This window comes from Streptomyces sp. NPDC040622, assembly GCF_055593965.1.
In genome coordinates this window covers 1-24,844 of the sequence record NZ_JBVIXD010000002.1, presented here as the reverse complement: position 1 = coordinate 24,844, position 24,844 = coordinate 1, and the positions used below count along the sequence as shown (strand labels likewise).

The 24,844-nt window shown below is 71.7% G+C and carries 24 protein-coding genes and 1 rRNA gene; 5 read left to right on the top strand and 20 right to left on the bottom strand.

The window, feature by feature from the left end; genetic code table 11:
• Positions 1–39 precede the first annotated feature (39 nt).
• Both ACZ592_RS04460 and ACZ592_RS04455 read right to left on the bottom strand, forming a co-directional pair.
• On the bottom strand, positions 40–1,257 hold the full coding sequence (locus tag ACZ592_RS04460; RefSeq protein ID WP_471580032.1) for an aminotransferase-like domain-containing protein: 1,218 nt from the start codon (positions 1,255–1,257) through the stop codon (positions 40–42).
• 148 nt (positions 1,258–1,405) lie between these two features.
• Positions 1,406–2,758 (bottom strand): helix-turn-helix domain-containing protein, encoded by a 1,353-nt coding sequence (locus ACZ592_RS04455; protein ID WP_471580031.1) that lies wholly within the window; start codon positions 2,756–2,758, stop codon positions 1,406–1,408.
• A gap of 203 nt (positions 2,759–2,961) precedes the next feature.
• On the opposite strand from ACZ592_RS04455, the gene ACZ592_RS04450 reads away from it, so the two are divergent.
• A complete protein-coding gene (locus tag ACZ592_RS04450; RefSeq protein ID WP_471580030.1) occupies positions 2,962–3,492 on the top strand; it encodes a DUF4232 domain-containing protein in 531 nt (176 codons plus the stop codon).
• 134 nt (positions 3,493–3,626) lie between these two features.
• Here ACZ592_RS04450 and ACZ592_RS04445 read toward each other — a convergent pair whose 3' ends face one another.
• On the bottom strand, positions 3,627–4,229 hold the full coding sequence (locus tag ACZ592_RS04445; protein ID WP_471580029.1) for a DUF4232 domain-containing protein: 603 nt from the start codon (positions 4,227–4,229) through the stop codon (positions 3,627–3,629).
• A 323-nt stretch (positions 4,230–4,552) separates the two neighbouring features.
• Between ACZ592_RS04445 and ACZ592_RS04440 the strand changes: the two genes are divergently transcribed.
• Positions 4,553–5,482: an NAD(P)-dependent oxidoreductase gene (locus ACZ592_RS04440; RefSeq protein WP_471580028.1), complete on the top strand. Its 930-nt coding sequence runs from the start codon at positions 4,553–4,555 to the stop codon at positions 5,480–5,482.
• Between the two features lie 43 nt (positions 5,483–5,525).
• On the opposite strand, the gene ACZ592_RS04435 is transcribed toward ACZ592_RS04440, so the two are convergent.
• From ACZ592_RS04435 to ACZ592_RS04405, 7 genes are all read right to left on the bottom strand, one after another.
• A complete protein-coding gene (locus ACZ592_RS04435; protein WP_471580027.1) occupies positions 5,526–6,503 on the bottom strand; it encodes a zinc-binding dehydrogenase in 978 nt (325 codons plus the stop codon).
• Between the two features lie 98 nt (positions 6,504–6,601).
• Positions 6,602–7,591, bottom strand: coding sequence for a porphobilinogen synthase (gene hemB / locus ACZ592_RS04430; protein WP_471580026.1), 990 nt, complete (start codon positions 7,589–7,591; stop codon positions 6,602–6,604).
• A gap of 134 nt (positions 7,592–7,725) precedes the next feature.
• On the bottom strand, positions 7,726–9,381 hold the full coding sequence (locus tag ACZ592_RS04425; protein ID WP_471580025.1) for a bifunctional uroporphyrinogen-III C-methyltransferase/uroporphyrinogen-III synthase: 1,656 nt from the start codon (positions 9,379–9,381) through the stop codon (positions 7,726–7,728).
• Positions 9,378–10,376, bottom strand: a complete 999-nt coding sequence (gene hemC / locus ACZ592_RS04420; RefSeq protein WP_471580024.1) for a hydroxymethylbilane synthase — start codon at positions 10,374–10,376, stop codon at positions 9,378–9,380. The genes ACZ592_RS04425 and hemC overlap by 4 nt, the downstream gene beginning before the upstream one ends.
• Positions 10,373–11,734 (bottom strand): glutamyl-tRNA reductase, encoded by a 1,362-nt coding sequence (locus tag ACZ592_RS04415; protein ID WP_471580023.1) that lies wholly within the window; start codon positions 11,732–11,734, stop codon positions 10,373–10,375. The genes hemC and ACZ592_RS04415 overlap by 4 nt, the downstream gene beginning before the upstream one ends.
• Entirely contained in the window at positions 11,731–12,486 is a 756-nt protein-coding gene (locus ACZ592_RS04410; protein ID WP_471580022.1) for a redox-sensing transcriptional repressor Rex, read from the bottom strand. The genes ACZ592_RS04415 and ACZ592_RS04410 overlap by 4 nt, the downstream gene beginning before the upstream one ends.
• 305 nt (positions 12,487–12,791) lie before the next feature.
• The gene (locus ACZ592_RS04405) at positions 12,792–13,082 is read right to left on the bottom strand and encodes a glutaredoxin family protein (protein ID WP_471580021.1); all 291 of its coding nucleotides are present in this window, start codon (positions 13,080–13,082) and stop codon (positions 12,792–12,794) included.
• Positions 13,083–13,230: 148 nt separating this feature from the next.
• On the opposite strand from ACZ592_RS04405, the gene ACZ592_RS04400 reads away from it, so the two are divergent.
• The 3 genes from ACZ592_RS04400 to ACZ592_RS04390 all read left to right on the top strand — a co-directional run bounded on the left by ACZ592_RS04400 (position 13,231) and on the right by ACZ592_RS04390 (position 16,816).
• Complete coding sequence (locus ACZ592_RS04400; RefSeq protein WP_471580020.1) at positions 13,231–14,184, top strand: HAD family hydrolase; 954 nt, start codon at positions 13,231–13,233, stop codon at positions 14,182–14,184.
• A gap of 339 nt (positions 14,185–14,523) precedes the next feature.
• Positions 14,524–15,318, top strand: a complete 795-nt coding sequence (locus ACZ592_RS04395) for an ECF subfamily RNA polymerase sigma factor, BldN family (protein WP_471580019.1) — start codon at positions 14,524–14,526, stop codon at positions 15,316–15,318.
• Positions 15,319–15,556: 238 nt separating this feature from the next.
• Positions 15,557–16,816, top strand: a complete 1,260-nt coding sequence (locus ACZ592_RS04390; protein ID WP_471580018.1) for a DUF5667 domain-containing protein — start codon at positions 15,557–15,559, stop codon at positions 16,814–16,816.
• Positions 16,817–16,903: 87 nt separating this feature from the next.
• Here the strand turns inward: ACZ592_RS04390 and ACZ592_RS04385 are convergent, their stop codons facing one another.
• The 10 genes from ACZ592_RS04385 to rrf all read right to left on the bottom strand — a co-directional run.
• The gene (locus ACZ592_RS04385) at positions 16,904–17,965 is read right to left on the bottom strand and encodes a lysophospholipid acyltransferase family protein (RefSeq protein WP_471580017.1); all 1,062 of its coding nucleotides are present in this window, start codon (positions 17,963–17,965) and stop codon (positions 16,904–16,906) included.
• Between the two features lie 14 nt (positions 17,966–17,979).
• Positions 17,980–19,041 carry an NAD-dependent epimerase/dehydratase family protein gene (locus tag ACZ592_RS04380; RefSeq protein ID WP_471580016.1) on the bottom strand — a complete coding sequence of 354 codons (1,062 nt, stop codon included), beginning with the start codon at positions 19,039–19,041 and terminating at the stop codon, positions 17,980–17,982.
• A 174-nt stretch (positions 19,042–19,215) separates the two neighbouring features.
• Positions 19,216–19,314 carry a 30S ribosomal protein bS22 gene (locus ACZ592_RS04375; RefSeq protein ID WP_003948845.1) on the bottom strand — a complete coding sequence of 33 codons (99 nt, stop codon included), beginning with the start codon at positions 19,312–19,314 and terminating at the stop codon, positions 19,216–19,218.
• Between the two features lie 146 nt (positions 19,315–19,460).
• Positions 19,461–19,670: a helix-turn-helix domain-containing protein gene (locus ACZ592_RS04370; protein ID WP_157869005.1), complete on the bottom strand. Its 210-nt coding sequence runs from the start codon at positions 19,668–19,670 to the stop codon at positions 19,461–19,463.
• 132 nt (positions 19,671–19,802) lie between these two features.
• Complete coding sequence (locus ACZ592_RS04365) at positions 19,803–20,618, bottom strand: phosphatase (RefSeq protein WP_471580015.1); 816 nt, start codon at positions 20,616–20,618, stop codon at positions 19,803–19,805.
• Between the two features lie 131 nt (positions 20,619–20,749).
• Positions 20,750–21,925, bottom strand: coding sequence for an acetoin utilization protein AcuC (locus ACZ592_RS04360; protein WP_471580014.1), 1,176 nt, complete (start codon positions 21,923–21,925; stop codon positions 20,750–20,752).
• On the bottom strand, positions 21,876–23,090 hold the full coding sequence (locus tag ACZ592_RS04355) for an MFS transporter (RefSeq protein ID WP_471580013.1): 1,215 nt from the start codon (positions 23,088–23,090) through the stop codon (positions 21,876–21,878). The genes ACZ592_RS04360 and ACZ592_RS04355 overlap by 50 nt, the downstream gene beginning before the upstream one ends.
• Before the next feature lie 57 nt (positions 23,091–23,147).
• Positions 23,148–23,888, bottom strand: a complete 741-nt coding sequence (locus ACZ592_RS04350; RefSeq protein WP_471580012.1) for a VC0807 family protein — start codon at positions 23,886–23,888, stop codon at positions 23,148–23,150.
• A gap of 136 nt (positions 23,889–24,024) precedes the next feature.
• Positions 24,025–24,669, bottom strand: a complete 645-nt coding sequence (locus ACZ592_RS04345) for an HAD family hydrolase (RefSeq protein ID WP_471580011.1) — start codon at positions 24,667–24,669, stop codon at positions 24,025–24,027.
• A gap of 81 nt (positions 24,670–24,750) precedes the next feature.
• Positions 24,751–24,844 (bottom strand): 5S ribosomal RNA (gene rrf, locus ACZ592_RS04340); the annotation flags it as partial.

The window sequence follows — 24,844 nt, the reverse complement described above, 5'->3', positions numbered from 1 at the left end:
CCCTCGTCCGTGGGGCGTGCCGCGTGACGTGTGCCGCGGTCAGCCCGCCCGCAGGCCTCGTCCGAGTCGCCGCAGGCCCTCCCCGATCTCCTCGGGCGACTGCGTCACGAAGCACATCCGCAGCGTCGAACGGTCCGGCTCCCCGGCGAAGAAGGGGGCGCCCGGCACGTACGCCACGTTGTGGGTGATCACCGTCCGCAGCAGCTCGGTCGTGTCGTACCCCTCGGGGAGCTTCGCCCACACGAACATGCCGCCCTCGGGCCGCAGCCAGCCCGACCCGTCCGGCAGGGCGTCCGCGAGCCCCGCGAGCAGCGCGTCCCTGCGCTCGCGGTAGACGCCCGCGACCCGGGCGACGTGCGCGTCCAGGTCGCGGTCGGCCAAGTACCGTGCCGCGGCGAGCTGGTTGACGGTGGGCGTGTGCAGGTCCGCGGCCTGCTTGGCGACCGCGCAGGCGCGCAGCAGCCCGGCGGGCGCGCGCAGCCAGCCGAGCCGCAGTCCCGGCGCCATGACCTTGGAGAAGCTGCCGAGCAGGACGGTACGGTCCTCGGCCCCCGGGCAGGTGGCGATCCACGGCACGCGCTCGCCCTCGAAGCGCAGTTCCCCGTACGGGTCGTCCTCGACGATCCACAGGCCGCGCCGCCCCGCGACCTCGGCGATGGCCGCGCGCCGGCCGGCCGGCAGGGTGCGTCCTGTCGGGTTCTGGAAGGTGGGGACGGTGTAGAGCAGCTTCGGGCGGTGCGCGGCGACGAGTTCGTCGAGCGCGTGGGGGTCGATGCCGGACGCGTCGCAGGGCACGGGCACCACGCGCGCGCCCGCGAAGGAGAAGGCCTGAAGTGCCGCCAGATAGCAGGGGCTTTCGACGAGGACGGTGTCCCCGGGCTCGACGAGCGCCGTCGCGAGCAGCGAGAGCGCCTGCTGCGACCCGGTGGTGACGAGCAGGTCGTCGGCGGCGGTGGGCAGTCCGCGCGCGGCCGTGCGGGCGGCTATCGCGGTACGGAGAGCGGGCTCGCCCTCCGTCGTGGAGTACTGCAGCGCCGTCCCGGGCGTCGTCGTCAGGACGTCCTGGAAGGCGGCGGCGACCCCTTCCGCGTCGAACAGCTCGGGCGCGGGGAGCCCGCCCGCGAAGTTGATGACCTCGGGACGCGCGGTGACCGCGAGGATGTCCCGTACGGGCGAGCCCCCGACGGCGGCGGCGCGGGCCGCGAGCGGGGGAACGGGGGCCGCGAGCGCGGGGACGGGGACGTCGGTGGCGGTCATCTGGGGCTCCTAGGCTGTCCGGCGGTTCCGTGATGTCCGGAGGTTCCGGCAGCGTAGGGATCCGCGTGCCGCCTACACGCACCATTCCGGGATGCGGACGCGGGCGGCCGTCCCCGGCCCGGGGCTCCCGCGCGACGGCCCCCGCCCGCTACGCCGGCGGGTCCGCCACGTTGTCGTCGTCGTGGTGCGTCTTCGTCCACTTCTTGGTGTCGAGCGAGTACGCGTAGACGGGTCGGCCCTGGTCGCCGCTCGTCGTGAACGGCTTGCCCGTGTCGTCGATGCGCACCGTGCCGTGCCGGTCGCCGCTCGACCACTCCAGCTCCAGGTACCAGCGCACCGAGCGGGTACGGGCGGTCGCGTCGATGTAGAACGTCTCCGGGTCGCTCGAACTCACCTTGTACGGGAAGTCGTCGCCCTTGGCCTGGGGGGCCGGGCGGGGCGCCGACGCGTCCAGGTCGAGGTCGAAGGAGTGCCGGGGCACGTTGCCGCCGCACCCGACGCCGAGGTAGCCCATCTTGTAGGTGGTCCACGCGAGCGGCGCGCCCGTGCCGGCGACGCGGACGTGCAGGGACTCCAGGACGACGGTCCCCTCGCCCTTGCCCTGCACGGTCAGCTGCACCGTCTGCTCCCCGGCGGAGACCGCCCCGTTCGCACCCGCCCAGGAGGAGGCGTCCTGCTCGTTGGGGGGTGGGGAGAGGCTGCCGGGGTCCTTGTCGACGAGGTACGGATGGCCGCAGGGGTTCGCCCAGTAGTGGGGCTGGGTGGAGACGGTCACCGGTACGACGGCCCGGCCGGCGCCCCCGCCCTTGCCGCCGCCCCCGGTGCCGGGGGTCTCGGTCCTGCCGCCGCCCTTGTCCTCGCCCGCCGGCTTCCCGGACTCCTTCGGCTCCTTGCCCGGCTTGCCCTTCGCCGACGCTGTGGCGGAGGGTGACGCGTCCCGCGCCCCGCCCCGGCCGCGGTCCCGGTCGCCGCTGTCGAAGGCGCTCGGGGAATCGGTGGACACCCGGTCGTGGTCACCGCCGCCGGAGGCGGCCTGCACGGCGACGGCGGTGGCCCCGAGCGCGAGCACGACACCGGCGGCGACGAGCACGCGCGCCCTGGGCAGCCGTCGCCGTCCCGCCGCCTCGGGGGCACGGCCGAGCACGATGTCGGGGGCGGCATCGCCTGCATCACCGTCACCGTCACCGTCACCGTCGCCGTCGCGGTCCGTGTTGCTGTCGCTGTCGCTGTCGCTGGAAACCGGCTCGGCCTCCTTGCGGTCGCCCCTCGACGCGTCGGCCAGGATCCACCGCCGGTGGAGCTCGACCATCTCCTCCCGCGAGGCCCCGCACACCCGGCCGAACCGCTCCAGCGGAGCGAACTCCGTGGGCACGGCCGAACCGCTCACATAGCGGTGCAGCGTCGACGTCGACACGTGCAGCCGCTTGGACAGCGCCCCGTAGCTGAGCGCCGACCTCTCCTTCAGCTCCCGCAGCAACTCCGCGAGATCGCCCGCCCCCACGCTCTCTCCATCCCGTACAGCCGTTCCAAGGAACGGCGTTGTCGCAGTTCACAGCCGTACGAACGTCCCACCGTCCCCAACTGCCGTGCCGCGCTGGCCGCCGGGACGAAACCCCGCACAAGCTGTGGGCCATACAAGCACGCCGCGTCCGGGAGCCCTCGGCGCGGCTCACGTCGTCCCCGTCACACCGAAAGAGACCAGCCATGCGATTCACCACCAAGGCCGCCGCCGCTGCCGCGGCGCTCACCGCCGCCCTCTCGCTCACCGCACTCGGCGGTGCCGCGTCCGCCGCGGCTCCCGCCGCGAAGGCGGCGCCGGTCACCTGCACCGCGGCCACCACCAAGGTCACCGTGAAGCAGGTCGAGCGCCCCGTGAACCACCTGCTCCTGAAGGCCAAGAACACGGGCACGAAGGCCTGTTACGCGTACGGCGCGCCGTACCTCCGCTTCGACGAGGGCCAGGCCGCCACGCCGTGGCTGGAGGAGAGCACGCCCCAGGCGGTCGTCACGCTGGCACCGGGCGAGACGGCGTACGCGGCCATCGGCACGTCCTCGCCCGAGGGCACGGACGGCTCGCAGGTCCACACGCTGGACGTCCACTTCGCCAACCGCGCGATGAACGGCAGCGTGGGCGGCCCGGCGGCGGCGAAGCTTCCGCGGGGCGGCGTGTACGTGGACAGCTCGGCGTACGTCACCTACTGGCAGACGACGGAGGCGGCCGCGCTGATGTGGTGACCGCAGCGCCCGACGCCGGCGGAAGGGAACGACAAGAGAGGGAGAACGGCAGAAAGCCCCCGGCCTCGAAGTGGGGGCACGACGAGGCCCGGGGGCTGCCGGGGGAGGCGGGGCGCGCGCACGCACCCCGCCGATCAGGCGGCCTTCTCCACGGGATGCACCTTCACCGGGGAGTCCGCCCCGTCGGTGACGGGAAGCGTGTCGGCACCCGGCCAGTCGAGGGTGACCGTCTCCGTGTCGTTCGGCGGGGTCACCAGGAGCCCGGTGACGTGGGCGCCGGAGCCGTCGGACTCATCGAGCGGGTAGGTGACGGCCGCCTCGGCCGACTCCCCGTCCCTGAGGACGGCCGATGAGGTCTCCGCACCGCTCCGCCGCGCGGACAGGGGGCCCTCGCCGGTCTTCAGGTCGACGCCCGCGTACCCGAAGAACTCGCAGTCCCGGCCGCCGTCGTTCGTGAAGAGCACCGTGACGGTGCCGTCGGGGTCGCCGTCGACCGTGGTGTCCTTCGCGGTGATCTCCAGCTCGTCGGAGCGGCACGTGCCGTCGTCCGCCGTGTCCCCCCTGTCCCCCGTGTCCCCTGTCTGCCCCGCGTCCGACGCGCCCGACGTGTCGGACGCGATCGTCGACGAGGAGTCCCGCACCCCCATGCCGTCGTCGTTGCAGGCGGTGAGGGTGAGCGCGGCGACGACACAGACCCCGGCGAGAGCCGAACGGGTCGTGGTGCGCGTGAACTTCATGGGGAGCCCCCGGGAGCAAGGAAAGGTGGTGGTGCCGGCTGGCGGTCTGCCGCCGCGGCACGGCCATGAGCGAAACAGCCCCGGTCCTACCGGCACAAGGAACCTCGGCCGATCCGGCACGCTGGAACGATTACGCCCCCGTGACCTGCGAGAACATCGCCCCCTGGAACGCTCCCCTGGGACACCGGAACACCCGCCTCCCCGGCTCCCCCACCCACCTCCGGGTACGTACGCACAAAAAAGTGGGTACTTGTCGGCCCGCCCGCGCCCGGAAAGGATCGAAGGCGTTCCCACCCCACGCCTCCGATCGGAGTCCCCCAGCCATGCCCGCACAGCCCGTTGGGCCCGCAGAGCCCGCCCAGTCCGCCCAGTCCGCCCAGGCCGCCCAGTCACCGGTGTCCGTCCTGGGCCTCGGCCTCATGGGCACCGCGCTCGCCACCGCGCTCCGCACGGCGGGCCACCCCGTCACCGTGTGGAACCGCACCGCCGCCAGGACGGCCCCGCTCGTGGCCCGGGGCGCGGTCGCGGCCGGCACGGCGAGGGCAGCCGTCGAGGCGGCCCCGCTGGTCATCGTCTGCCTCACGACCAACACCGCCGTGCGCGGCCTCCTGGAGCCCGAGGCGGACGCCCTCGCAGGCCGCACCGTCGTGAACCTCACCAACGGGACCCCGCGCCAGGCGCGGGAGTTGGCGCGGTGGGCGGCCGAGCACGGCATCACGTACATCGACGGCGGCATCATGGCCGTCCCGCAGATGATCGCCACCCCCGGCGCGTACATCCTCTACAGCGGCGCAGACGAGACGGCCTTCGCCACGCACCGCCCGACGCTCGCCGCGCTCGCCGACACCAAGTGGGTCGGCCAGGACCCGGGCCTCGCCGCCCTCCACGACCTGTCGCTGCTCACCGGCATGTACGGCATGGTGATGGGGGTCGCCCAGGCCTTCGCGCTGATCCGCAGCGAAGGCATCCGGGCCGGCGACTTCGCGCCGCTCCTGAGCGACTTGATCGTCACGATGACGCACGTCGTCGTGCCGGGCGACGCGGCGGCGCTCGACTCCGGGGAGCACCGCACGGACGTCTCCAACCTCGCCATGAACCGCGAGGCGTTCGCCAACTTCACCGAGGCGTTCACCGAACAGGGCCTGCGCACCGACCTGTTCGACCCGCTGCAGGCCCTCCTGGACCGCGCGGTCGAGCAGGGCCACGGCGCCGACGGCCTCTCCCGCCTGTCCCTGCTCGTCGAGAAGGACTGAGCCCGCACGGCCACCGCGCACCGGACGCCGCGCCGCGCCGCGGTCAGGGAACCAGCACCACCTTCCCGGTGGTCTCCCGCCGCTCGATGGCCGCGTGCGCCTCGGCCGCCCGCTCCAGCGGGAACGTCTGGACGTCGGCCGTCCACTGCCCCTCGGCGGCGGCCTCCAAGGCCCGGCGCTCGTGTTCGGGGGCCAGTTCGGGCCCCTCGATCAGCCGGGTCAGCGCGTTGGCGAAGGTGATGTCCCGCTCGGCGAGCAGCGCGGGGTCGGGCCGGAAGTCCTGCTGCGAAGCCCAGCCGATGACGACGTACCGTCCTCCGTCGGCGATCAGCTCGAAGGCCGCCGCGCCCTTTTCGCCGCTGACCCCGTCGAGTACGGCGGTGACGCGCCGCCCGCCGAGCCGCTCGGCGACCTCACGCTCCCAGCCGGGCACGTTGTAGTCGACGGCGAGGTCGGCGCCGAGCCCCCGTACGGCCTCGGCCTTGGCGGGGCCGCCGGCCGCGCCGATGACCGTCGCCCCGAGGGAGTGCGCGTACTGGACGACGAGCCGCCCCACACCGCCGGCCGCGGACGTCACCAGGACCACGTCCTCGGGGCCGATCCTGGCCACCCCGAGCAGGCCCATGGCGGTGGCGCCGGTCATCACCATGGTCACCGCCGCCTCGAAGCCGAGCCCGTCCGGTACGGCGTGCAGGTTCTCCACGTCGGCGACCGTCAGTTCGGCGTATCCGCCGGGGGCCGAGCGCGAGACCGCCACGGGCCGCCCGAGCCAGCCGTGGTCGACGCCGGGCCCCACGGCCTCCACGACACCGGCGACCTCTCCGCCGAAGACGGCGGGGAGGTCGGGCAGCGGTGGCGCCATGTCGGAGGCCTCGCCCTTGCGCAGGACGGTCTCGACGAAGTGGACTCCCGCCGCCCGTACGGCGATCCGCACCTGCCCCGGCCCCGCGACGGGGTCGGGGACGGTCTCGGGGCGCAGGTTCCCGGCGGGACCGAACTCGTGCAGGACGACAGCGCGCATGGTGTGCTCCTCGGAACGTGGAAGAACGTCGATGCACACCACCCTCCGACTTCAACCAAGGTTGAGGTCAAGGGCTGCCGGGCCGGGACTCGCGAGGGTCAGAGCTGCCGCGCGACCTCGGTCGCCCAGTACGTCAGGATCATGTTCGCGCCCGCGCGCTTGATCCCCGTCAGGGACTCCATGATCGCCTTGTCGCGGTCGATCCAGCCCCGCTCGGCGGCGGCCTCGATCATCGCGTACTCGCCGCTGATCTGGTACGCGGCCACCGGTACGTCCACCGCGTCGGCGACCCTCGCCAGGATGTCGAGGTAGGGGCCCGCGGGCTTCACCATCACCATGTCGGCGCCCTCCTCGAGGTCGAGCGCCAGCTCCCGCAGGGACTCCCGTGTGTTGGCCGGGTCCTGCTGGTAGGTCTTGCGGTCGCCCTTGAGGGACGAGCCGACGGCCTCGCGGAAGGGGCCGAAGAAGGCCGAGGAGTACTTCACGGTGTACGCGAGGATCGAGACGTCCTCGTGGCCGACCTGGTCCAACGCGTCGCGGATGACCCCGATCTGACCGTCCATCATGCCGCTCGGACCCACCACGTGGGCGCCCGCGTCGGCCTGCACCTGCGCCATCTCCGCGTACCGCTCGAGCGTCGCGTCGTTGTCGACCCGGCCCTCGGAGTCCAGGACGCCGCAGTGCCCGTGGTCGGTGGTCTCGTCCAGGCACAGGTCCGACATGACGATGAGGTCGTCCCCGACCTCGGCCCGCACGTCACGGAGCGCCACCTGCAGGATGCCGTCCGGGTCCGTGCCCGCCGTGCCCAGGGCGTCCTTCTTCGACTCCTCCGGCACGCCGAACAGCATGATCCCCGAGACCCCGGCCTCCAGCGCCTCGACGGCCGCCTTCTTCAGGCTGTCGCGGGTGTGCTGGAGGACGCCGGGCATGGCCCCGATCTCCACGGGCGCGCCGATCCCCTCGCGCACGAACGCGGGCAGGATCAGATCGGCCGGGTGCAGCCGCGTCTCCGCGACCATGCGCCGCATGGCGGGAGTGGTCCGAAGGCGACGGGGCCGGGCTCCGGGAAACGATCCGTACTTGGTCACTGTCTCTCTCACCTCACGCGATGTCTGGGTCCCGGCCCCGCCCCAACCTCAAACGCCGGACAGGCTGGATATCCAGCCTGTCCGGCGTTTGAGGACGAACTCGGCGAAGCCGGTGATTACGGTACGCCTGCGCGTCAGGGCGCCGTACGCCGCCTACGGGATCCCGGCCGGCGCTCACTGGGCCGGGTGACGGGGTCGCCCGCCTCCAGCGCCGCCGTGCGACGCCGCGTGCCGAACTCCGCGAGCGCCTCGGCGAGCCGGTGCACCGACGGCTCGGGAGCCATCACGTCCACCCGGAGCCCGTGCTCCTCCGCCGTCTTGGCGGTGGCGGGGCCGATGCACGCGATGACGGTCACGTTGTGCGGCTTGCCGGCGATGCCGACGAGGTTGCGCACGGTGGAGGACGAGGTGAACAGGACCGCGTCGAAGCCGCCGCCCTTGATCGCCTCGCGGGTGTCCGCGGGCGGCGGCGACGCGCGCACCGTCCGGTAGGCGGTGACGTCGTCGACCTCCCACCCGAGGTCGATGAGACCGGCGACGAGCGTCTCGGTGGCGATGTCGGCCCGCGGCAGGAACACCCGGTCGATCGGGTCGAAGACCGGGTCGTAGGGCGGCCAGTCCTCCAGGAGACCCGCGGCCGACTGCTCACCGCTGGGCACCAGGTCCGGCTTCACGCCGAAGGCGACCAGCGCGGCGGCGGTCTGCTCGCCGACGGCCGCGACCTTGATCCCGGCGAAGGCACGCGCGTCGAGCCCGTACTCCTCGAACTTCTCCCGGACCGCCTTGACGGCGTTGACGGACGTGAAGGCGATCCACTCGTACCGTCCGGTGACCAGGCCCTTGACCGCGCGCTCCATCTGCTGGGGCGTGCGCGGCGGCTCGACCGCGATGGTCGGGACCTCGTGCGGCACCGCGCCGTAGGACCGCAGCTGGTCGGAGAGCGAGGCCGCCTGCTCCTTCGTGCGCGGCACGAGCACGCGCCACCCGAAGAGCGGCTTCGACTCGAACCACGACAGCTGGTCGCGCTGGGCGGCCGAGGAACGCTCGCCGACCACGGCTATGACCGGCTGGCCGCCGTCCGGCGAAGGCAGCACCTTGGCCTGCTTGAGCACCTGAGCGATGGTGCCGAGCGTCGCGGTCCAGGTGCGCTGGCGCGTCGTCGTGCCGGCCACGGTCACGGTCATCGGGGTGTCCGGCTTGCGGCCCGCGGCCACCAGCTCCCCGGCCGCCGCGGCCACCGAGTCGAGCGCGGTGGAGACGACGACGGTGCCGTCGGAGACGCCGACCTCGCTCCAGCAGCGGTCGGACGCGGTACGGGCGTCGACGAAGCGGACGTCCGTGCCCTGCGCGTCCCGCAGCGGCACACCGGCGTACGCGGGCACGCCCACGGCCGCCGCGATGCCCGGCACGACCTCGAAGGGGATGCCCTCGGCCGCGCAGGCGAGCATCTCCTCGGCCGCGTACGTGTCGAGGCCCGGGTCGCCGCTCACCGCACGCACCACCCGCCTGCCGCCCTTGGCTGCCGCCATGACAAGATTGGCGGCAGCTCGGAACGGCGTCGCGTCGGCGGTCATTGACGTGTCGTCAGGTGTCGGCTGGGTTGTGTCCACACCTCCCCTGGCATGCACACGGACGACGTCGAGCACATCCGGCTCGGCGATCAGCACATCCGCTCGGGCCAGCGCCTCGACGGCGCGGAGGGTCAGCAGTCCCGGATCTCCGGGTCCGGCACCGAGGAAGGTGACGTGCCCGTGTGCGGGAAGGCCGGGAAGGTTCGAGGTGGGGCTCAAAGTGCTCGCTCCCCCATCAGACCGGCCGCGCCCTTGGCGAGCATCTCGGCCGCGAGTTCGCGGCCCAGCGCCATGGCTTGGGTCTCCGTCTCGGGCACGGGACCGGTGGTGGACAGCTGCACCAACGACGAGCCGTCGGTCGTACCGACGACGCCGCGCAGGCGCATTTCCTTGACAATCTGCCCGTCGGCCATGGGGGTCTCCCCTGCTCGAGCGAAGTCGAGAGGTCGGGGAAGGTCGGCCAGCGCTCCCACGGGTGCGCTGCAGCCGGCCTCCAGGGCGGCGAGCAGGGATCGCTCGGCGGTCACGGCGGCCCGGGTGTACGGGTCGTCGAGCTCGGCGAGCATGGCGGCGAGTGACGCGTTGTGCGCGGCACACTCGATCGCCAGTGCCCCCTGGCCGGGGGCGGGCAGAACAGTGTCGACCGACAGGAAGTCGGTCACCTCGTCGGACCTGCCGACGCGGTTGAGTCCGGCGGCGGCGAGCACGACGGCGTCGAGCTCGCCCTGGTGCACGTATCCGATGCGGGTGTCGACGTTCCCGCGGATCGGCACGGTCTGGATGGACATGCCGTGGCTGCGCGCGTAGGCGTTCAGCTGCGCCATGCGGCGCGGCGAACCGGTGCCCACGCGGGCGCCGTCGGGGAGCTCCGCGAAGGTCAGGCCGTCGCGGGCGATCAGCGCGTCCCGCGGGTCCTCGCGCACGGGCACGGCGGCGAGGGTGAGCTCGGCCGGCTGCGCGGTGGGCAGGTCCTTGAGCGAGTGCACGGCGAAGTCGACCTCGTCGCGGGCCAGCGCCTCGCGCAGGGCGGCGACGAAGACGCCGGTGCCACCGATCTGCGCGAGGTGCTCGCGCGAGGTGTCGCCGTACGTCGTGATCTCCACCAGTTCGACGGGGCGCCCCGTCAACTCCCTGACCGCGTCGGCCACGTGGCCGGACTGGGTCATCGCCAGCTTGCTGCGCCTGGTCCCGAGCCGATAAGCCCTCTCGGTCATGCCCGGCCTCTATTCGGGTCGTCGTTCTCGTTGTTCATGTGGTCAGCCCTGCTGACCGCCGCGACCGTCTGCGGGTCGAGGTCGAAGAGCGTGCGCAGCGCGTCCGCGTACCCGGCGCCGCCTGGCTCGCTCGCCAGCTGCTTGACCCGCACCGTCGGCGCGTGCAGCAGCTTGTCGACGACGCGGCGCACGGTCTGCGTGATCTCCGCGCGCTGCTTCTCCTCGAGTCCGGGCAGGCGCCCCTCCAGGCGCGCCATCTCGCCGGCCACCACGTCGGCGGCCATGGTGCGCAGGGCGACCACGGTCGGCGTGATGTGCGCGGCCCGCTGCGCGGCCCCGAAGGCGGCGACCTCGTCGGAGACGAGCCCGCGGACCTTCTCCACGTCGTCGGCCATCGGGGCGTCCGCGGACGCCTCGGCGAGCGACTCGATGTCGACCAGGCGCACCCCGTCGACCCGGTGCACGGCGCCGTCGATGTCGCGCGGCATGGCCAGGTCGAGGAGGGCGAGCGGGGCCGTACGCCCGGACAGCGCGGCCTCCACGGCCGGTGCGGTCAGGACGAGTCCCGTCGCTCCGGTGCAGGAGACGACGATGTCGGCACGTGTCAGTTCGGCGGCCACGTCACCCATGGGTACGGCGCGCGCGAGCACGCCCGTGCCGCCCGGCTCGCCCAGGATGGCCGCGAGCCGCTCGGCCCGTTCCAGGGTGCGGTTGGCGACGACGACCTCTTCGACGCCGGCGCGCGCGAGCGTCGCCGCGGCCAGTGAGGACATGGAGCCCGCGCCGATCACCAGGGCACGCTTGCCCTTGGCCCAGGCCTCCACGGGACCGCGCGCGGCCAGCTGTTCGAGGCCGAAGGTCACGAGCGACTGCCCGGCCCGGTCGATGCCGGTCTCGGAGTGCGCGCGCTTGCCGACCCTCAGGGCCTGCTGGAAGAGATCGTTGAGGAGCTTGCCCGCGGTGTGCAGGTCCTGCGCGCGCGCCAGGGCGTCCTTGATCTGTCCGAGGATCTGGCCCTCGCCGACGACCATCGAGTCGAGCCCGCACGCCACCGAGAACAGGTGGTGGACGGCGCGGTCCTCGTAGTGGACGTACAGATAAGGAGTGAGCTCCTCCAGGCCGACGCCGCAGTGCTGCGCGAGCAGCGTGGACAGCTCGGCGACACCGGCGTGGAACTTGTCCACGTCGGCGTAGAGCTCGATGCGGTTGCAGGTGGCGAGCACGGCCGCCTCGGCGGCGGGCTCGGCGGCCAGCGTGTCCTGCAGCAGCTTGGCCTGTGCGTCGGCGGACAGCGCGGCCCGCTCCAGGACGCTCACCGGGGCGCTGCGGTGACTCAGCCCCACGACCAGGAGACTCATGCCGGCATCACGGCGGGGACGTCCCCGTCGGGTCCCTTGCGCTGCTGCTTGGCCGCCACGGGCGGTACGGGACCCTCGTGGGCCGCGTCCTCACCGGCCTTGCGCTGCTCGTGGAAGGCGAGGATCTGCAGCTCGATGGAGAGGTCGACCTTGCGCACGTCGACGCCGTCCGGCACGGAGAGGACCGTCGGCGCGAAGTTCAGGATGGAGGTCACACCGGCGGCGACGAGCCGCTCGCAGACCTGCTGGGCGGCGCCGGCCGGGGTCGAGATGACACCGATCGAGACGCCGTTCTCCTCGATGATCTTCTCGAGGTCGTCGGTGTGCTGCACGGGCATGCCCGCGACGGGGGTGCCCGCCATGGCCGGATCGGCGTCGATCAGCGCCGCGACCCGGAAGCCGCGGGAGGCGAAGCCGCCGTAATTGGCAAGCGCGGCACCGAGGTTACCGATGCCGACGATGACGACCGGCCAGTCCTGGGTCAGCCCGAGTTCACGGGAGATCTGGTAGACGAGATACTCGACGTCGTACCCGACACCGCGTGTCCCGTAGGAGCCGAGGTAGGAGAAGTCCTTGCGCAGCTTCGCGGAGTTGACCCCCGCGGCGGCCGCGAGCTCCTCGGAGGAGACCGTGGGTACCGAGCGCTCCGACAGTGCGGTGAGGGCTCGGAGGTACAGCGGAAGCCTGGCGACGGTGGCCTCGGGAATCCCTCGGCTGCGGGTCGCCGGTCGGTGAGTTCGGCCAGTTGCCACGGTGCTCCTGCGGGTAGAGCGGGGCTGCAGGCGGTCACTCGTCCCCAGACCGCCCCGTCGAATGCAGGCTATGTCTTTGTGAACGCGTGCACAAAGATGGTGTCCGATTTGCCCGGCCAACGTGACCGGGGTCACGCGCCCCCGGCGCACCATCGTGGAACCGGCGCGCGGGCGACATCGTTGCTCATTTGATGGGGGCAAAACCGCACACTCTCCTCACGATCGTCGCCCCCGAGACCAAAACCGCCCCAAAGCGTAATCGACTTTGCGGGCACTTTGGACTGACCGGTCAGTGCGCGAGGGCCCTACCCGGCCAGCTCGCGACGCAGGCGATCTTCGTCCACGCGCCAGAAAGTGTGCTGCTCCCCGTCCACCAGCACCACGGGGATCTGCTCCCAGTAGGCCCGGTGCAGCTCCTCGTCCCGCGTGATGTCCTTCTTCTCCCAGGGCGTGCCCACCTCCCCGCAGACCTTCTCGATCACGGACTGTGCGTCATCGCACAGATGACACCCCGGCTTGCCGATCAGGGTGACCAGCCGCTGCCGCGGCTCCTTCTTCTCCGTACGACCGCCACTACGGCGAAAAATCGGGCTCATGCCGCCATTCTCGCCCGGCGGGACCACCCGCGGGACCACCCGCCCGACACCCCGGGAGCGCCCTCTTTAACGGTGTGGACGCGGAGAGTTCACAGGCCCGAATCCTCCCGACTCCGGAACCGCCGAACAGACTGGCTATGCTCACGACATGGCCGCTCTCGGATGGCTCACCCCCCGTAGGCGCTCCGCCACGGCGCGGAGCGTGTTGGCAGGCGAGGCCTCGGCTGAGGCAGCGCGCAAAACCTCCCAGGAGCAGGAGGAGCTCGAAAGCCTGGCGGCGCGGACCGCCCCCGCCGACGAGCCGGGGGAACCGGAGTTCCCCGTCGTCGGCGACGACAAGGCCGCCGCCTTCTTCGACCTCGACAACACCGTGATGCAGGGCGCCGCGATCTTCCACTTCGGCCGCGGCCTCTACAAGAGGAAGTTCTTCGAGCGCCAGGAACTGTTCCGATTCGCCTGGCAGCAGGCGTGGTTCAGGCTCGCCGGCGTCGAGGACCCCGAGCACATGCAGGACGCCCGCGACAGCGCCCTGTCCATCGTCAAGGGCCACCGGGTCGCCGAGCTGATGTCCATCGGCGAGGAGATCTACGACGAGTACATGGCCGAGCGCATCTGGCCGGGCACCCGCGCCCTCGCCCAGGCCCACCTCGACGCGGGCCAGAAGGTCTGGCTGGTCACCGCGGCCCCGGTGGAGATCGCCACGGTCATCGCCCGCCGCCTCGGCCTGACCGGCGCACTGGGCACCGTCGCCGAGTCGGTCGGCGGCGTCTACACCGGCAAGCTCGTCGGCGAGCCCCTGCACGGCCCCGCGAAGGCCGAGGCCGTCCGCGCGCTGGCCGCCGGCGAGGGCCTGGACCTCGGCCGCTGCGCCGCGTACAGCGACTCGCACAACGACATCCCGATGCTCTCGCTCGTCGGGCACCCCTACGCGATCAATCCCGACGCCAAACTGCGCAAGCACGCTCGGGAACGCGACTGGCGGCTGCGGGACTACCGCACGGGCCGCAAGGCCGCGAAGGTCGGCATCCCGGCCGCCGCCGGCGTCGGCGCGCTCGCGGGCGGCACGGCCGCGGCCATCGCCCTGCACCGCCGCCGGCACTGAACAGCCGTTCCGGCACCGCCCGCACGGCGTGGCGCCGTGCATTCCGTCGGTTCTACCCCGCCCTGTCTCCCGCCAGTCACGCCGATAGCACTCGGCCACAAGACGCACCGCGCCGAGACTGAATGCGAACCGATTCGATCAACAGTTGGTCACTCTCCGGTGCTTGACCGGGCGTCAATCGGTTACAGAAGCGACGTAATCGATGATTTGAGCAACTGGGTGTAGCGCTGCCTGTACGAAGCGTTATTCTCCTCAGACGCATAAGGGACCCCGCACGTCGCTACGACGGGTGAACGGTCCCGCACTGCACGTGATGGAAGCTCTGCCTCTGGGAGTCCCGTGTACCCACACGTCGGGGTTGACGCCTCGGGCCTGGCTACGCTGCGCGCAACGGTCATCGACCGCTTGCGCGGCTTCGTCCCCACCGCGTACGCCGTCCCCGCCGTCCCCGCATTCGCCGTCCCCGCACCCGCCGGGCCCTGCTACGCCCTGGCGAACGGCGGTGCGGCAGTCAGCAGACGGGCCCGCACCGGCGCCGCTGCCGCCACCTCAGCACCCACCCCCCGCCGTCCCGCCGCGGACAGCGACAGCGCTCGCATGATGGACCTCGTCGAGCGCGCCCAGGCCGGCGAGTCCGACGCCTTCGGCCGCCTCTACGACCAGTACAGCGACACGGTCTACCGCTACATCTACTACCGCGTGGGCGGCAAGGCGACCGCCGAGGACCTCACCAGTGAGACCTTTCTGCGCGCCCTCCGCCGCATCGGCACCTTCACCTGGCAGGGCCGTGACTTCGGCGCCTGGCTGGTCACGATCGCGCGGAACCTGGTCGCCGACCACTTCAAGTCGAGCCGTTTTCGTCTCGAAGTGACCACCGGCGAAATGCTCGACGCCAACGAGGTCGAGCGCAGCCCCGAGGACTCCGTCCTGGAGTCCCTCTCGAACGCCGCCCTGCTCGAAGCGGTGCGCCGTCTCAACCCCCAGCAGCAGGAGTGCGTGACCCTGCGCTTCCTGCAGGGTCTCTCCGTCGCGGAGACCGCGCGGGTCATGGGCAAGAACGAGGGTGCGATCAAGACCCTCCAGTACCGCGCGGTGCGCACGCTCGCCCGGCTGCTGCCCGACGACGTCCGCTAGCACTCCGTAATCCCCAACTCACCTTCCGTGGCGGCCAGATGGTCGCCACGGAATTGTCGCGGTCCGATCATCTTTCGTCCGTAACCCAAGTGCCGCGACGCTCGTTGTGCGGGATGCAGGCTCCCTGTGGTCGCTACCTGGCTGGCTCCGCTCACTCGATCGTGTGGAAATGGTCAGGACACGCAACCCTCAGGACCCCCTGGGGAGTCGACCGTCTTGACGAGAGGAGGTGCCGCCAGTGATCGCGAACGTATCGGCCCACCGGCGGGCGAACGCCTTCGCCCAGGCCCTGGAGGAGCAAGCCGACCAGGGCCCGGCGGCCGAGCAGTCCGAGGACTCCCCACCCGCGGTCACGGCCGCACCCGTGGAGTCCCCCGAATCCGCGGCCCGTTCCGCACCGACCGAACAGAGCCACCTGCTGGCCCTGGCGGACGGTCTCGACGCGCTGCCCAAGCCAGCCCTCGATCCCGAGGTCAAGGTCGTCCAGCGCGCCCAGCTCGTGGCCGCGATGGAAGCCATGTTCCTCGAGGGCACCACACCCTCGGTTCCCGAGCAGCGGAACCGCAAGGGCGCTCACCGGGCGAGCGCCCTCGGGAAGCTGCGGCCGCGCTCCCGCCTGTCCAAGGGCATCGCGGCCGGCGGCCTCACCGTCGGGGTCGCCGCGGGCGCGTTCGGAGGGGTCGCCGCCGCCAGCTCCGACGCCCTCCCCGGCGACTCGCTGTACGGCCTCAAGCGCGGCATGGAGGACTTCAAGCGGGGTCTGGCCGACGGCGACACCGACCGTGGCCAGATCTACCTCGATCAGGCCTCGACACGGCTGAACGAGGCCCGCAGGCTCATGGAGCGGGGGCGCTCCGGCTCCCTCGACCACGAGTCGCTCGGAGAGGTCAGGCGTGCCCTCTCCGGCATGCGGCACGACGCCACGGAAGGCCACCGCCTGCTCCTCGAGGCGTACGAGCGCGACGGCTCCCTCGGCCCCATCCAGGCGCTGTCCGCGTTCTCCCGCTCGCACCGCGAGGCGTGGAGCGACCTCCAGGGCCGTCTCCCCGTCCAGCTGGGCGACGTGGGCGACCAGGTGAACTCCGTCTTCGTCGCCATAGACGAAGAGGTCGACCCGCTGCGCTCCCTGCTGCCGCGCACCCCCGACCAGGGCGGTACGACCGGCCGGACCTCACAGAGCCCCAGCGGCTCCGACAGCTCCGACGGACGTCCCTCCCATCCCTCGGGAAGCGGCGGTTCGCACGGTGGGGGCACGGGCAGCGACAGCAAGCCCAGGCCCTCCACCTCGGACCGCCACGACGACAGCCTCCTCGGCGGCGCGACGGGTGGTCTTCTCGACCCACCGGACGAGAAGAAGAAGAAGACCAGCCCCGCGCCCTCGGAGGGCAAGAGCAAGCCCGGTCAGCACAGCACCCCGGCCAAGCCGGACGTCACGCTGCCCCCGCTCCTGCCCGGTCTGCTCCCTGAGCTCGGCATCGAGGGCGAGGACACCGACTAGTCCTCGGCGGTACGTGAGAGGGCGCCCACCCCGTGAGGTGGGCGCCCTTTCGCGTGCGTACGCCTGGAGGAAGGCCGGAAAGAGGGCCTAGAAGAACACCGACCGCCGCTGGACCAGCAACTTGTACAGCGAGTGCTGGATCTGCTCCCGCACCTGGTCCGTCAGGTTGAACATCAGCATCGGGTCCTCCGCCGCCTCCGGCGGATAGCCGTCCGTCGGGATCGGCTCGCCGAACTGGATCGTCCACTTCGTCGGCAGCGGCACCGCGCCCAGCGGCCCCAGCCACGGGAACGTGGGCGTGATCGGGAAGTACGGGAAGCCGAGCACCCGGGCGAGCGTCTTCGCGTTGCCGATCATCGGGTAGATCTCCTCCGCCCCGACGATCGAGCACGGCACGATCGGCGACCCCGTCCGCAGCGCCGTCGACACGAAGCCGCCGCGGCCGAACCGCTGCAGCTTGTAGCGCTCGCTGAACGGCTTCCCGATGCCCTTGAAGCCCTCCGGCATCACCCCGACGAGCTCGCCCCGCTCCAGGAGCCGCTCCGCGTCCTCCGCGCAGGCCAGCGTGTGGCCGGCCTTGCGGGCCAGCTCGTTGATCACCGGCAGCATGAAGACGAGGTCGGCGGCCAGGAGGCGCAGGTGGCGGCCCTGCGGATGGTTGTCGTGCACCGCGACCTGCATCATCAGGCCGTCCAGCGGCAGCGTCCCGGAGTGGTTGGCGACTATCAGCGCCCCGCCGTCGGCCGGGATGTTCTCGACGCCCTTCACTTCCACCCGGAAGTACTTCTCGTAGAAGGGGCGGAGCATCGACATCAGGACCTGGTCGGTGAGCTCTTCGTCGTAACCGAAGTCGTCGACCTCGTACTCGCCGGTCAGCCGCCGCCGCAGGAACGCCAGGCCGCCCGCGACGCGCCGGTCCCAGCCGCCGCCGGCCTCCGGCTCCCGAGCCTGCCCGGGGGGCTGCGCACGCGCTGCCTGCGGCTCCGGGCCCCGCTGTCCGTCCTGCGGCCCCTCCTGCTGACCCGGCAGGGCCTTGACCCCGGCCACGGGGTCACCCTTGCGCCGGGGCGCCGACCTGCGGCGCGCGGTGCGCGGTGCGCTCCCCCGCGACCGGTCGTCGTCGAACGGAATGACCTTGGCGTCCGCCATCGTTGACGCTCTCCTCAGTTGGCGCTCTGGTCGCCGCCCGCGAGGGGCAGCGCGGCGATCCGGTCGACTGCCCCCGCGAGGGCACCTGGTGGCAGCAGCCCGGGGCCCCGGCTGCGCACGAAGTCCGCGAAGGTCTCCTCGGTCGTGTACTTCGGCCTGAACCCCAGTGTCTCGCGCATCTGCCGGGTGGCGACGACCCTTCCGTGCGTGAGCAGCCTGATCTGCTCCGGCGAGAAGTCCGTCACGCCGACCGTGCGCAGCGCCGAGCCGACCCAGGTGACGGCCGGCAGGAACACGGGCACGGTGGGGCGTCCCAGGCGCCGTGAGCACTGCGAGAGCAGCAGCTGACCGTCGCCGGCGATGTTGAACGTGCCGCTGTTGAGCGTGCCGCGCTCCGGGTCGTGCGAGGCGAGCCGCAGCACCTCCACCGCGTCGTCCTCGTGGACGAACTGCAGCCGCGGGTCGTAGCCGAACACGGTCGGCAGGACCGGCAGCGAGAAGTACTCGGCGAGCGGTGAGTCGGCGGCGGGGCCGAGGATGTTGGCGAAGCGCAGCACGCACACCGCGACGTCCGGGCGGCGCCGCGCGAAGCCGCGCACATAGCCCTCGACCTCGACGGCGTCCTTGGCGAAGCCACCGCTGGGCAACGACTTGGGCGGCGTGGTCTCCGTGAAGACGGCGGGGTCCTTCGGCGCGGAGCCGTACACGCTGGTGCTCGACTTCACCACCAGCCGCTTCACCGTCGGCGACTTCTGGCAGGCGCCGAGGAGCTGCATGGTGCCGATGACGTTGGTCTCCTTGACCGAGCCCCGGCCGCCTCTGCCGCCGCGTCCGCCGAGCGCCGTGGCGGTCACGTCCATGTGGACGACCGTGTCCACGCCGTGCTCGGCGAGCACCCTGGCGATCGCGGGCTGCCTGATGTCGGCCTGGACGAAATCGGCGCCGCCGAGATGGTGCTCGGGCGGTACCGCGTCGACGGCGACCACCCGGTCGACGTCGGGGTCCCGCTGGACTCGCCGGACGAACCGTCCGCCGAGCTGCCGGGCCACTCCGGTCACGAGCACGACCTTGCCCAAGATCCGCGCCTGCCTTTCCCCAACCCGCGCCGCGCCACTGTCGGCTGTGTCCCGGCCCACGCTAGCGGGTGGACGTTGCGCTGTGATGTCCGTGGGTCCAGAGACGGCCGAAAACACCGAAGCCCTCCCGTCGGATGACGGGAGGGCTTCGGAACACGCTGTTGCAGCGGCCGCTTACTTCTTGTTGCGACGCTGAACGCGAGTGCGCTTCAGCAGCTTGCGGTGCTTCTTCTTGGCCATCCGCTTACGCCGCTTCTTGATTACAGAGCCCACGACTACCCTCGCTCACTTCTCTTCACTCGGTGCGGGGCAGCAGACTGGGCCCACACGACCTACGTCGGCCTAGCCTACCCGTCCCCGCGTGAGGGACGTAATCGAGGGGCCATGGACCCCGTACGACGGGCCCTGGGGCCCCTCGCTCAACCTGCTTCGACCCCCACATAGGACTCGCGGAGGTACTCGTGAACCGCCTGCTCCGGAACCCGGAAGGACCTTCCGACCCGGATGGCGGGCAGATGACCGCTGTGCACCAGCCGGTACACGGTCATCTTGGACACTCGCATCACCGAGGCGACTTCCGCCACGGTCAGAAACTGAACCTCGTTCAGCGGCCTCTGGTCTGCAGCCATGACACCCCACCTGAACCTTCCGCACATGACGGGCACCGGCTTCCCCTTCCGGTGACTCTTCGTCTCTGCGCGCTCACTCCCCAGACTAGGGGCGGATGATGCGAGTGGGGAAGAGGAGCAGCGATCGGCCGCCTACTGTGACAGACACGCTCGATTGAGTACATAGCGAGTAAGCGGTCGGTAGTAATCAGACCGCACAGCGTCATCAAGCGGAACGACGACGGACACCTGCCCCTCGGCCTCACCGACGAACAGCGCGGGATCATCCGTATCCGCCAGGCCGATCGCCTCGAACCCCAGCTGACCTGCCCCGCAGACCCACCCGTGGTCCCCGACGACGAGTTCGGGAAGCGGTCCGCCGGCCTCCGCGGCGGCATCCAGAACCGCCCGAACCGGGAGTGGTGAGTGGGTGTGTGCGCCGGTCTCACTCCCGGTGGGACGCACGCCGGGTTCGCGCACCAGCGCGACTCCTTGTGCGTAGTCAAGGTTGTACGTGCGTAGGCCGAACCGGGTCGTTATGTCGACACTGCTGCCCTGCGCGGGGGTGAGGACGGTGCATCCCGCCGCCGACAACGCGTCCGCCAACGCGGCGTAGAAGCCGAGCAGCCGGTGCGGGTGACCGGTCCCGAAGAGCACGGGAAGCCGCCGCCGGGCCGCGTCCGAGAGGCGCTCCGCGAAGGCGTCGAGGGCCGCCAGCGTCCGCTCCGGATCGATGACGTCGCACCCCGCGGTGTCCCGCGGGTCCGCGGACACCCCGCACTTGTCGGCCATCAGCCGCAGCAGATCGCCCGACCCCCAATTCCACTCCGGGTCCAGCCCGAGAAGTATCCGCGGATCCCGGGCCGCGAAGAGCCGGTAGCTCCGCAGGCTCTCTTCCCGCGAGGTGGCCACGGGCCCGGCCAACCGAGCCGCCAACAGATGCGCACGCAGCGCGCCGGTGCTCAACACCCGCCCGATGCTGGCGCATCCACGGGCACGCCACCGCCAAAACCCCGGAAAACACCCACAGTTGGGCTAACGCGGGCATAATCCGACCGGGCGGGAACCTCTCGGGGCGGGAGCCCTCCGGGGCGGGCGCCCTACGCCAGCAACCCCCGCAGCGGGAACGCCGCCCGGCGAGCGGCGAGCACCGCCTGGTCGAGCCGGTCGGCCGGGTCGTACCCCGCATCCCACCCGGCCCAGCCCACCGGCCACCGGCCGTCCGTCATCCGCTGCGGCCCCAACTGCCGTGTCCGCGCGTACACTTCCTGCCGCCACGCCTCGGGGATCAGCGCCGAGGGCTCGACCGGCCGCCCGGCGGCGATGCCCACCAGGTGCGTCCAGGACCGAGGCACCACATCCACCACGGCGTATCCGCCGCCGCCCAGCGCGACCCACCGCCCGTCCGCGTACTCGTGCGCGAGATCGTGACAGGCGACCTGCACGGCCCGCTGCGCGTCCAGCGATACGGCGAGGTGCGCCAGCGGATCCTCGAAGTGGGTGTCGGCCCCGTGCTGCGTCACGAGGACCTGCGGCCGGAACTCGGCGAGCAGCTCGGGCACCACGGAGTGGAACGCCCGCACCCAGCCCGCGTCCCCGGTGCCCGCCGGCAGCGCGACATTCACCGCGGACCCCTCGGCCGCACCGTCCGCGCCCGTCTCCTCGGGCCACCCGGTCTGCGGGAAGAGCGTCCGAGGATGCTCGTGCAGCGAGATCGTCAGGACCCGCGGGTCCTCCCAGAACGCGGCCTGGACGCCGTCGCCGTGGTGCACGTCGACGTCCACGTACGCGACGCGCTCGGCGCCCAGCTCCAGGAGCCTGGCGACGGCCAGCGCCGCGTCGTTGTAGATGCAGAAGCCGGAGGCGCCCCCGGGCATCGCGTGGTGCAGCCCGCCCGCGAAGTTCACCGCGTGCAGCGCCTCACCGCGCCAGACCGCCTCGGCCGCCCCCACGGACTGCCCGGCGATCAGCGCCGACACGTCGTGCATCCCGGCGAAGGCCGGGTCGTCCTCCGTGCCGAGACCGTACTCCCCGCGCGCGGACGCGGGATCCGCGGAAGCGGCCCTGACCGCGTCCACGTAGTCCCCGCGGTGCACGAGCCGCAGCGTCGAGTCACCGGCACGCTTGGCCGCGACCACGTCGATTCCCCGGTCGAGCCCGAAGGCGCGGACCAGACTTCGGGTCAGTCCGAGCCTGACCGGGTCCATGGGGTGACCCGGGCCGAAGTCATAGCCCGTTACTGCCTCGTCCCACATCAGCTGTGCGTGGCCGCTCATGCCCGTCACCGTACCGGTCCGCTCCCGGGGCGAAGGAACGGGCGTACAACAAGGTCAGGAGCACCAACACCAGAGGAACGACCATGGCCCCCCGGTAGTTCCACGCGTCGCCGAGCCCGCCCACCAACGGCGAACCGATCAGGAAACCCACATAGTTGAAGATGTTCAGTCGTGCCACGGCCGCGTCCGAAGCCCCGGGGAACAGCCTCCCCGCCGCCGCGAACGTCTGCGGAACGATCACGCACAACCCGAGCCCCAGCACCGTGAACCCCGCGATCCCGGCCCACGCCCCCGGCGCGGCCGCCACGACCGCGAACCCCAGCGCGGCCACCACCGACCCGGCCCGCACCACCGCCACGGCCCCGAACCGCCGCACCCCCAGATCCCCGAGCCCGCGCCCCACCAGCGTCATGACCATGTAGACGTTGTACGGAACGGTCGAGACCTCCTCCGAACTCCCGAGGACGTCCTGCAGGTACTTGGCGCTCCAGTTCGAGACGGTCGAGTCCCCGATGTATGCGAAGGTCATCACCAGGCAGAGCGGAAGCAGCAGCTTGAAGACGAGTCCGCCGCCCTCCCCCGCAGGCCCGGAACTCCCCGCGTCCACCGCCGCGTCGACGTACCACCGGCTCCCGACCAGCGCGGCCGGCAACAGCACCACCACGACCGGCAGATAGGACACGAAGAGCGGCAGGTCCCAGTGCGCGCCGGCCCACGCGAGCGACGCCCCGACGATCCCGCCCAGGCTGTACGCGGCGTGAAACCCGAGCATGATGCTGCGCCCGTAGGTCCGTTGCAGGCTCACCCCGAGCATGTTCATGGACGCGTCGAGCGCCCCCACCGCAAGCCCGAACGTCCCGAGCGCCACGGCCGCCTGCCACATCGAGTCGCCCGCGCCCACTCCGAGCAGCGCCAGCAGCACCACGGGCTGCGACCACCTCAGCACCGCACTCGGCGGCACCCTCTTGACCAGCTGCTCGGTGCCCACACTGCCGACGCCGGCCAGGATCGGCACCGCCGCGAGGAAGACGGGCAACAGCCCGTCGGATATCCCGTAGCGATCCTGGATCGCCGGGATCCGCGTCACCAGCAGGGCGAAGGTCACTCCCTGCACGAGGAAGGCGAACGCCAGCGAGGCCCTGCCGCGCCGCAGCACATCGGTCATGGCTGCAGAGCGTAAGGCCCCGGGCTACCAGTGGGTAGATGGATCACTCAACCAATTTCAGCAGCCCTTGGCGCAGGCCGTGCCCGCCCTGCCCTCGACCGCCGCGCCGACCATCTTCTCCATCGGCCCCACGGCCAGGGCGCCACTGACGAAGGCGGTCAGCGTCAGCACCGCCGCAGCGATGACCCCGCCCAGCCACACCATGGTGTCGACGGGCAGCGTGTAAGCCCCGATCACCCGCAGCATCGCCTCGCCGAAGAGCGCCGCACCCCACACCACGGAGAACGTCCGCTCCAGCCGCGCGAACCGTCCACGCTCCGCGCCCAGCCGCTCCCACGCCGCGGTCCGCCCGGCGTCCCCCTTGGTCACCCAGGGCTTGAGGGCCACGGTCATCAGCGGCCTGCCCGCGACCACCGACACCAGCACGGCGATCCCCACGGTGGCGGTGATCCCGCTGTCCTTGGCGAGCATCAGCCGCGGGTCACCGGCGACGAGGCCCATCAGGAGCCCGACGACGTTGGCGGTCAGGATCAGCGCCGCGAGCCCGTTGACCCGCCGCTCGCGGACCAGGCCCCACGCCGTCCGCCCGGCGGGCAGCACACTGCTCCAGGCCAGCGCGGCCAGGGTGCCCATCCCGAACTCCTTGCTGAGCAGGTAGTACAGGGCGGTGGGCAGCACCGCGTCCAGCAGCAGCGGCTTCAGCGACTCGATGCGGGCCTTGCGCGACGTACCGGCAGCCGGAGCGGAGACGATCTCGGTGGCGCTCGGGGCGGGTGCCTCGGTGACGAGCTGGCTCATGATCGGGTTCCTCCGTGGTGGTCTGCGTACGGCTTCTTCGCGACCACCTCAGCTTCGCCGCGGGCCCCCACCCGCCGACAGAAACGATCGTCCGGACCTGACCGTGACAAATGTCAGCACCGCATTGAAGCCCTCGTCATACGAGCAGGTCGGGCAACTCCCGCAAGTCCCCGAAGAGTTGGGTCGCCCCCACGAGACGCTCGCCCGGCGTCATGGCGGTGAACCCGAGGACATCCATCCCGGCGGCGTTCGCGGCCCGAACCCCCAGCGGACTGTCCTCCACGACGACACACTTCCCGGGCGCCACCCCCATGCGCTCGGCGGCATGCAGAAACAGATCGGGCGCCGGCTTCCCCCGCCCCACGTCCTGTGCGCTGAAGATCCGGCTGTCGTCGAACCACGAGTCGAGCCCGGCCTTCCGATGCCCCACCCGAATCCGCTCATGGCTCCCGGAGGAGGCCAGACAGTAGGCGACCCCGTCCCCCGCCAGCTTCTCCAGCACTTCCACGGCCCCGTCCATGGGCTGCAGCTCCCGCTCGAAGGCCGCGAACACACGCGCGTGAAAGACCTCGTCGAAATCGGCGGGCAGCCGCTGCCCGCTCCGCTCAAGCACCAGATCGTGTACGCGATGGACCGCGGCGCCCATGTAGTCGCGCAGGGAGTCCTCGTAGGAGGTGGGGTGCCCGAGCTCGGTCAGATAGCCGGCCAGGATGGTGTTGGAGATCGGCTCGCTGTCCACGAGGACGCCGTCGTTGTCGAAGATGACCAGGTCGTAGCGCATATCCCGACCCTAAGCCTTCGCAACAACCCCAGAACGCAGAAAACCCCCGCACCAGAGGTGCGGGGGTTTTCCTTAAAAGGAGTTCGGCGGCGTCCTACTCTCCCACAGGGTCCCCCCTGCAGTACCATCGGCGCTATGAGGCTTAGCTTCCGGGTTCGGAATGTAACCGGGCGTT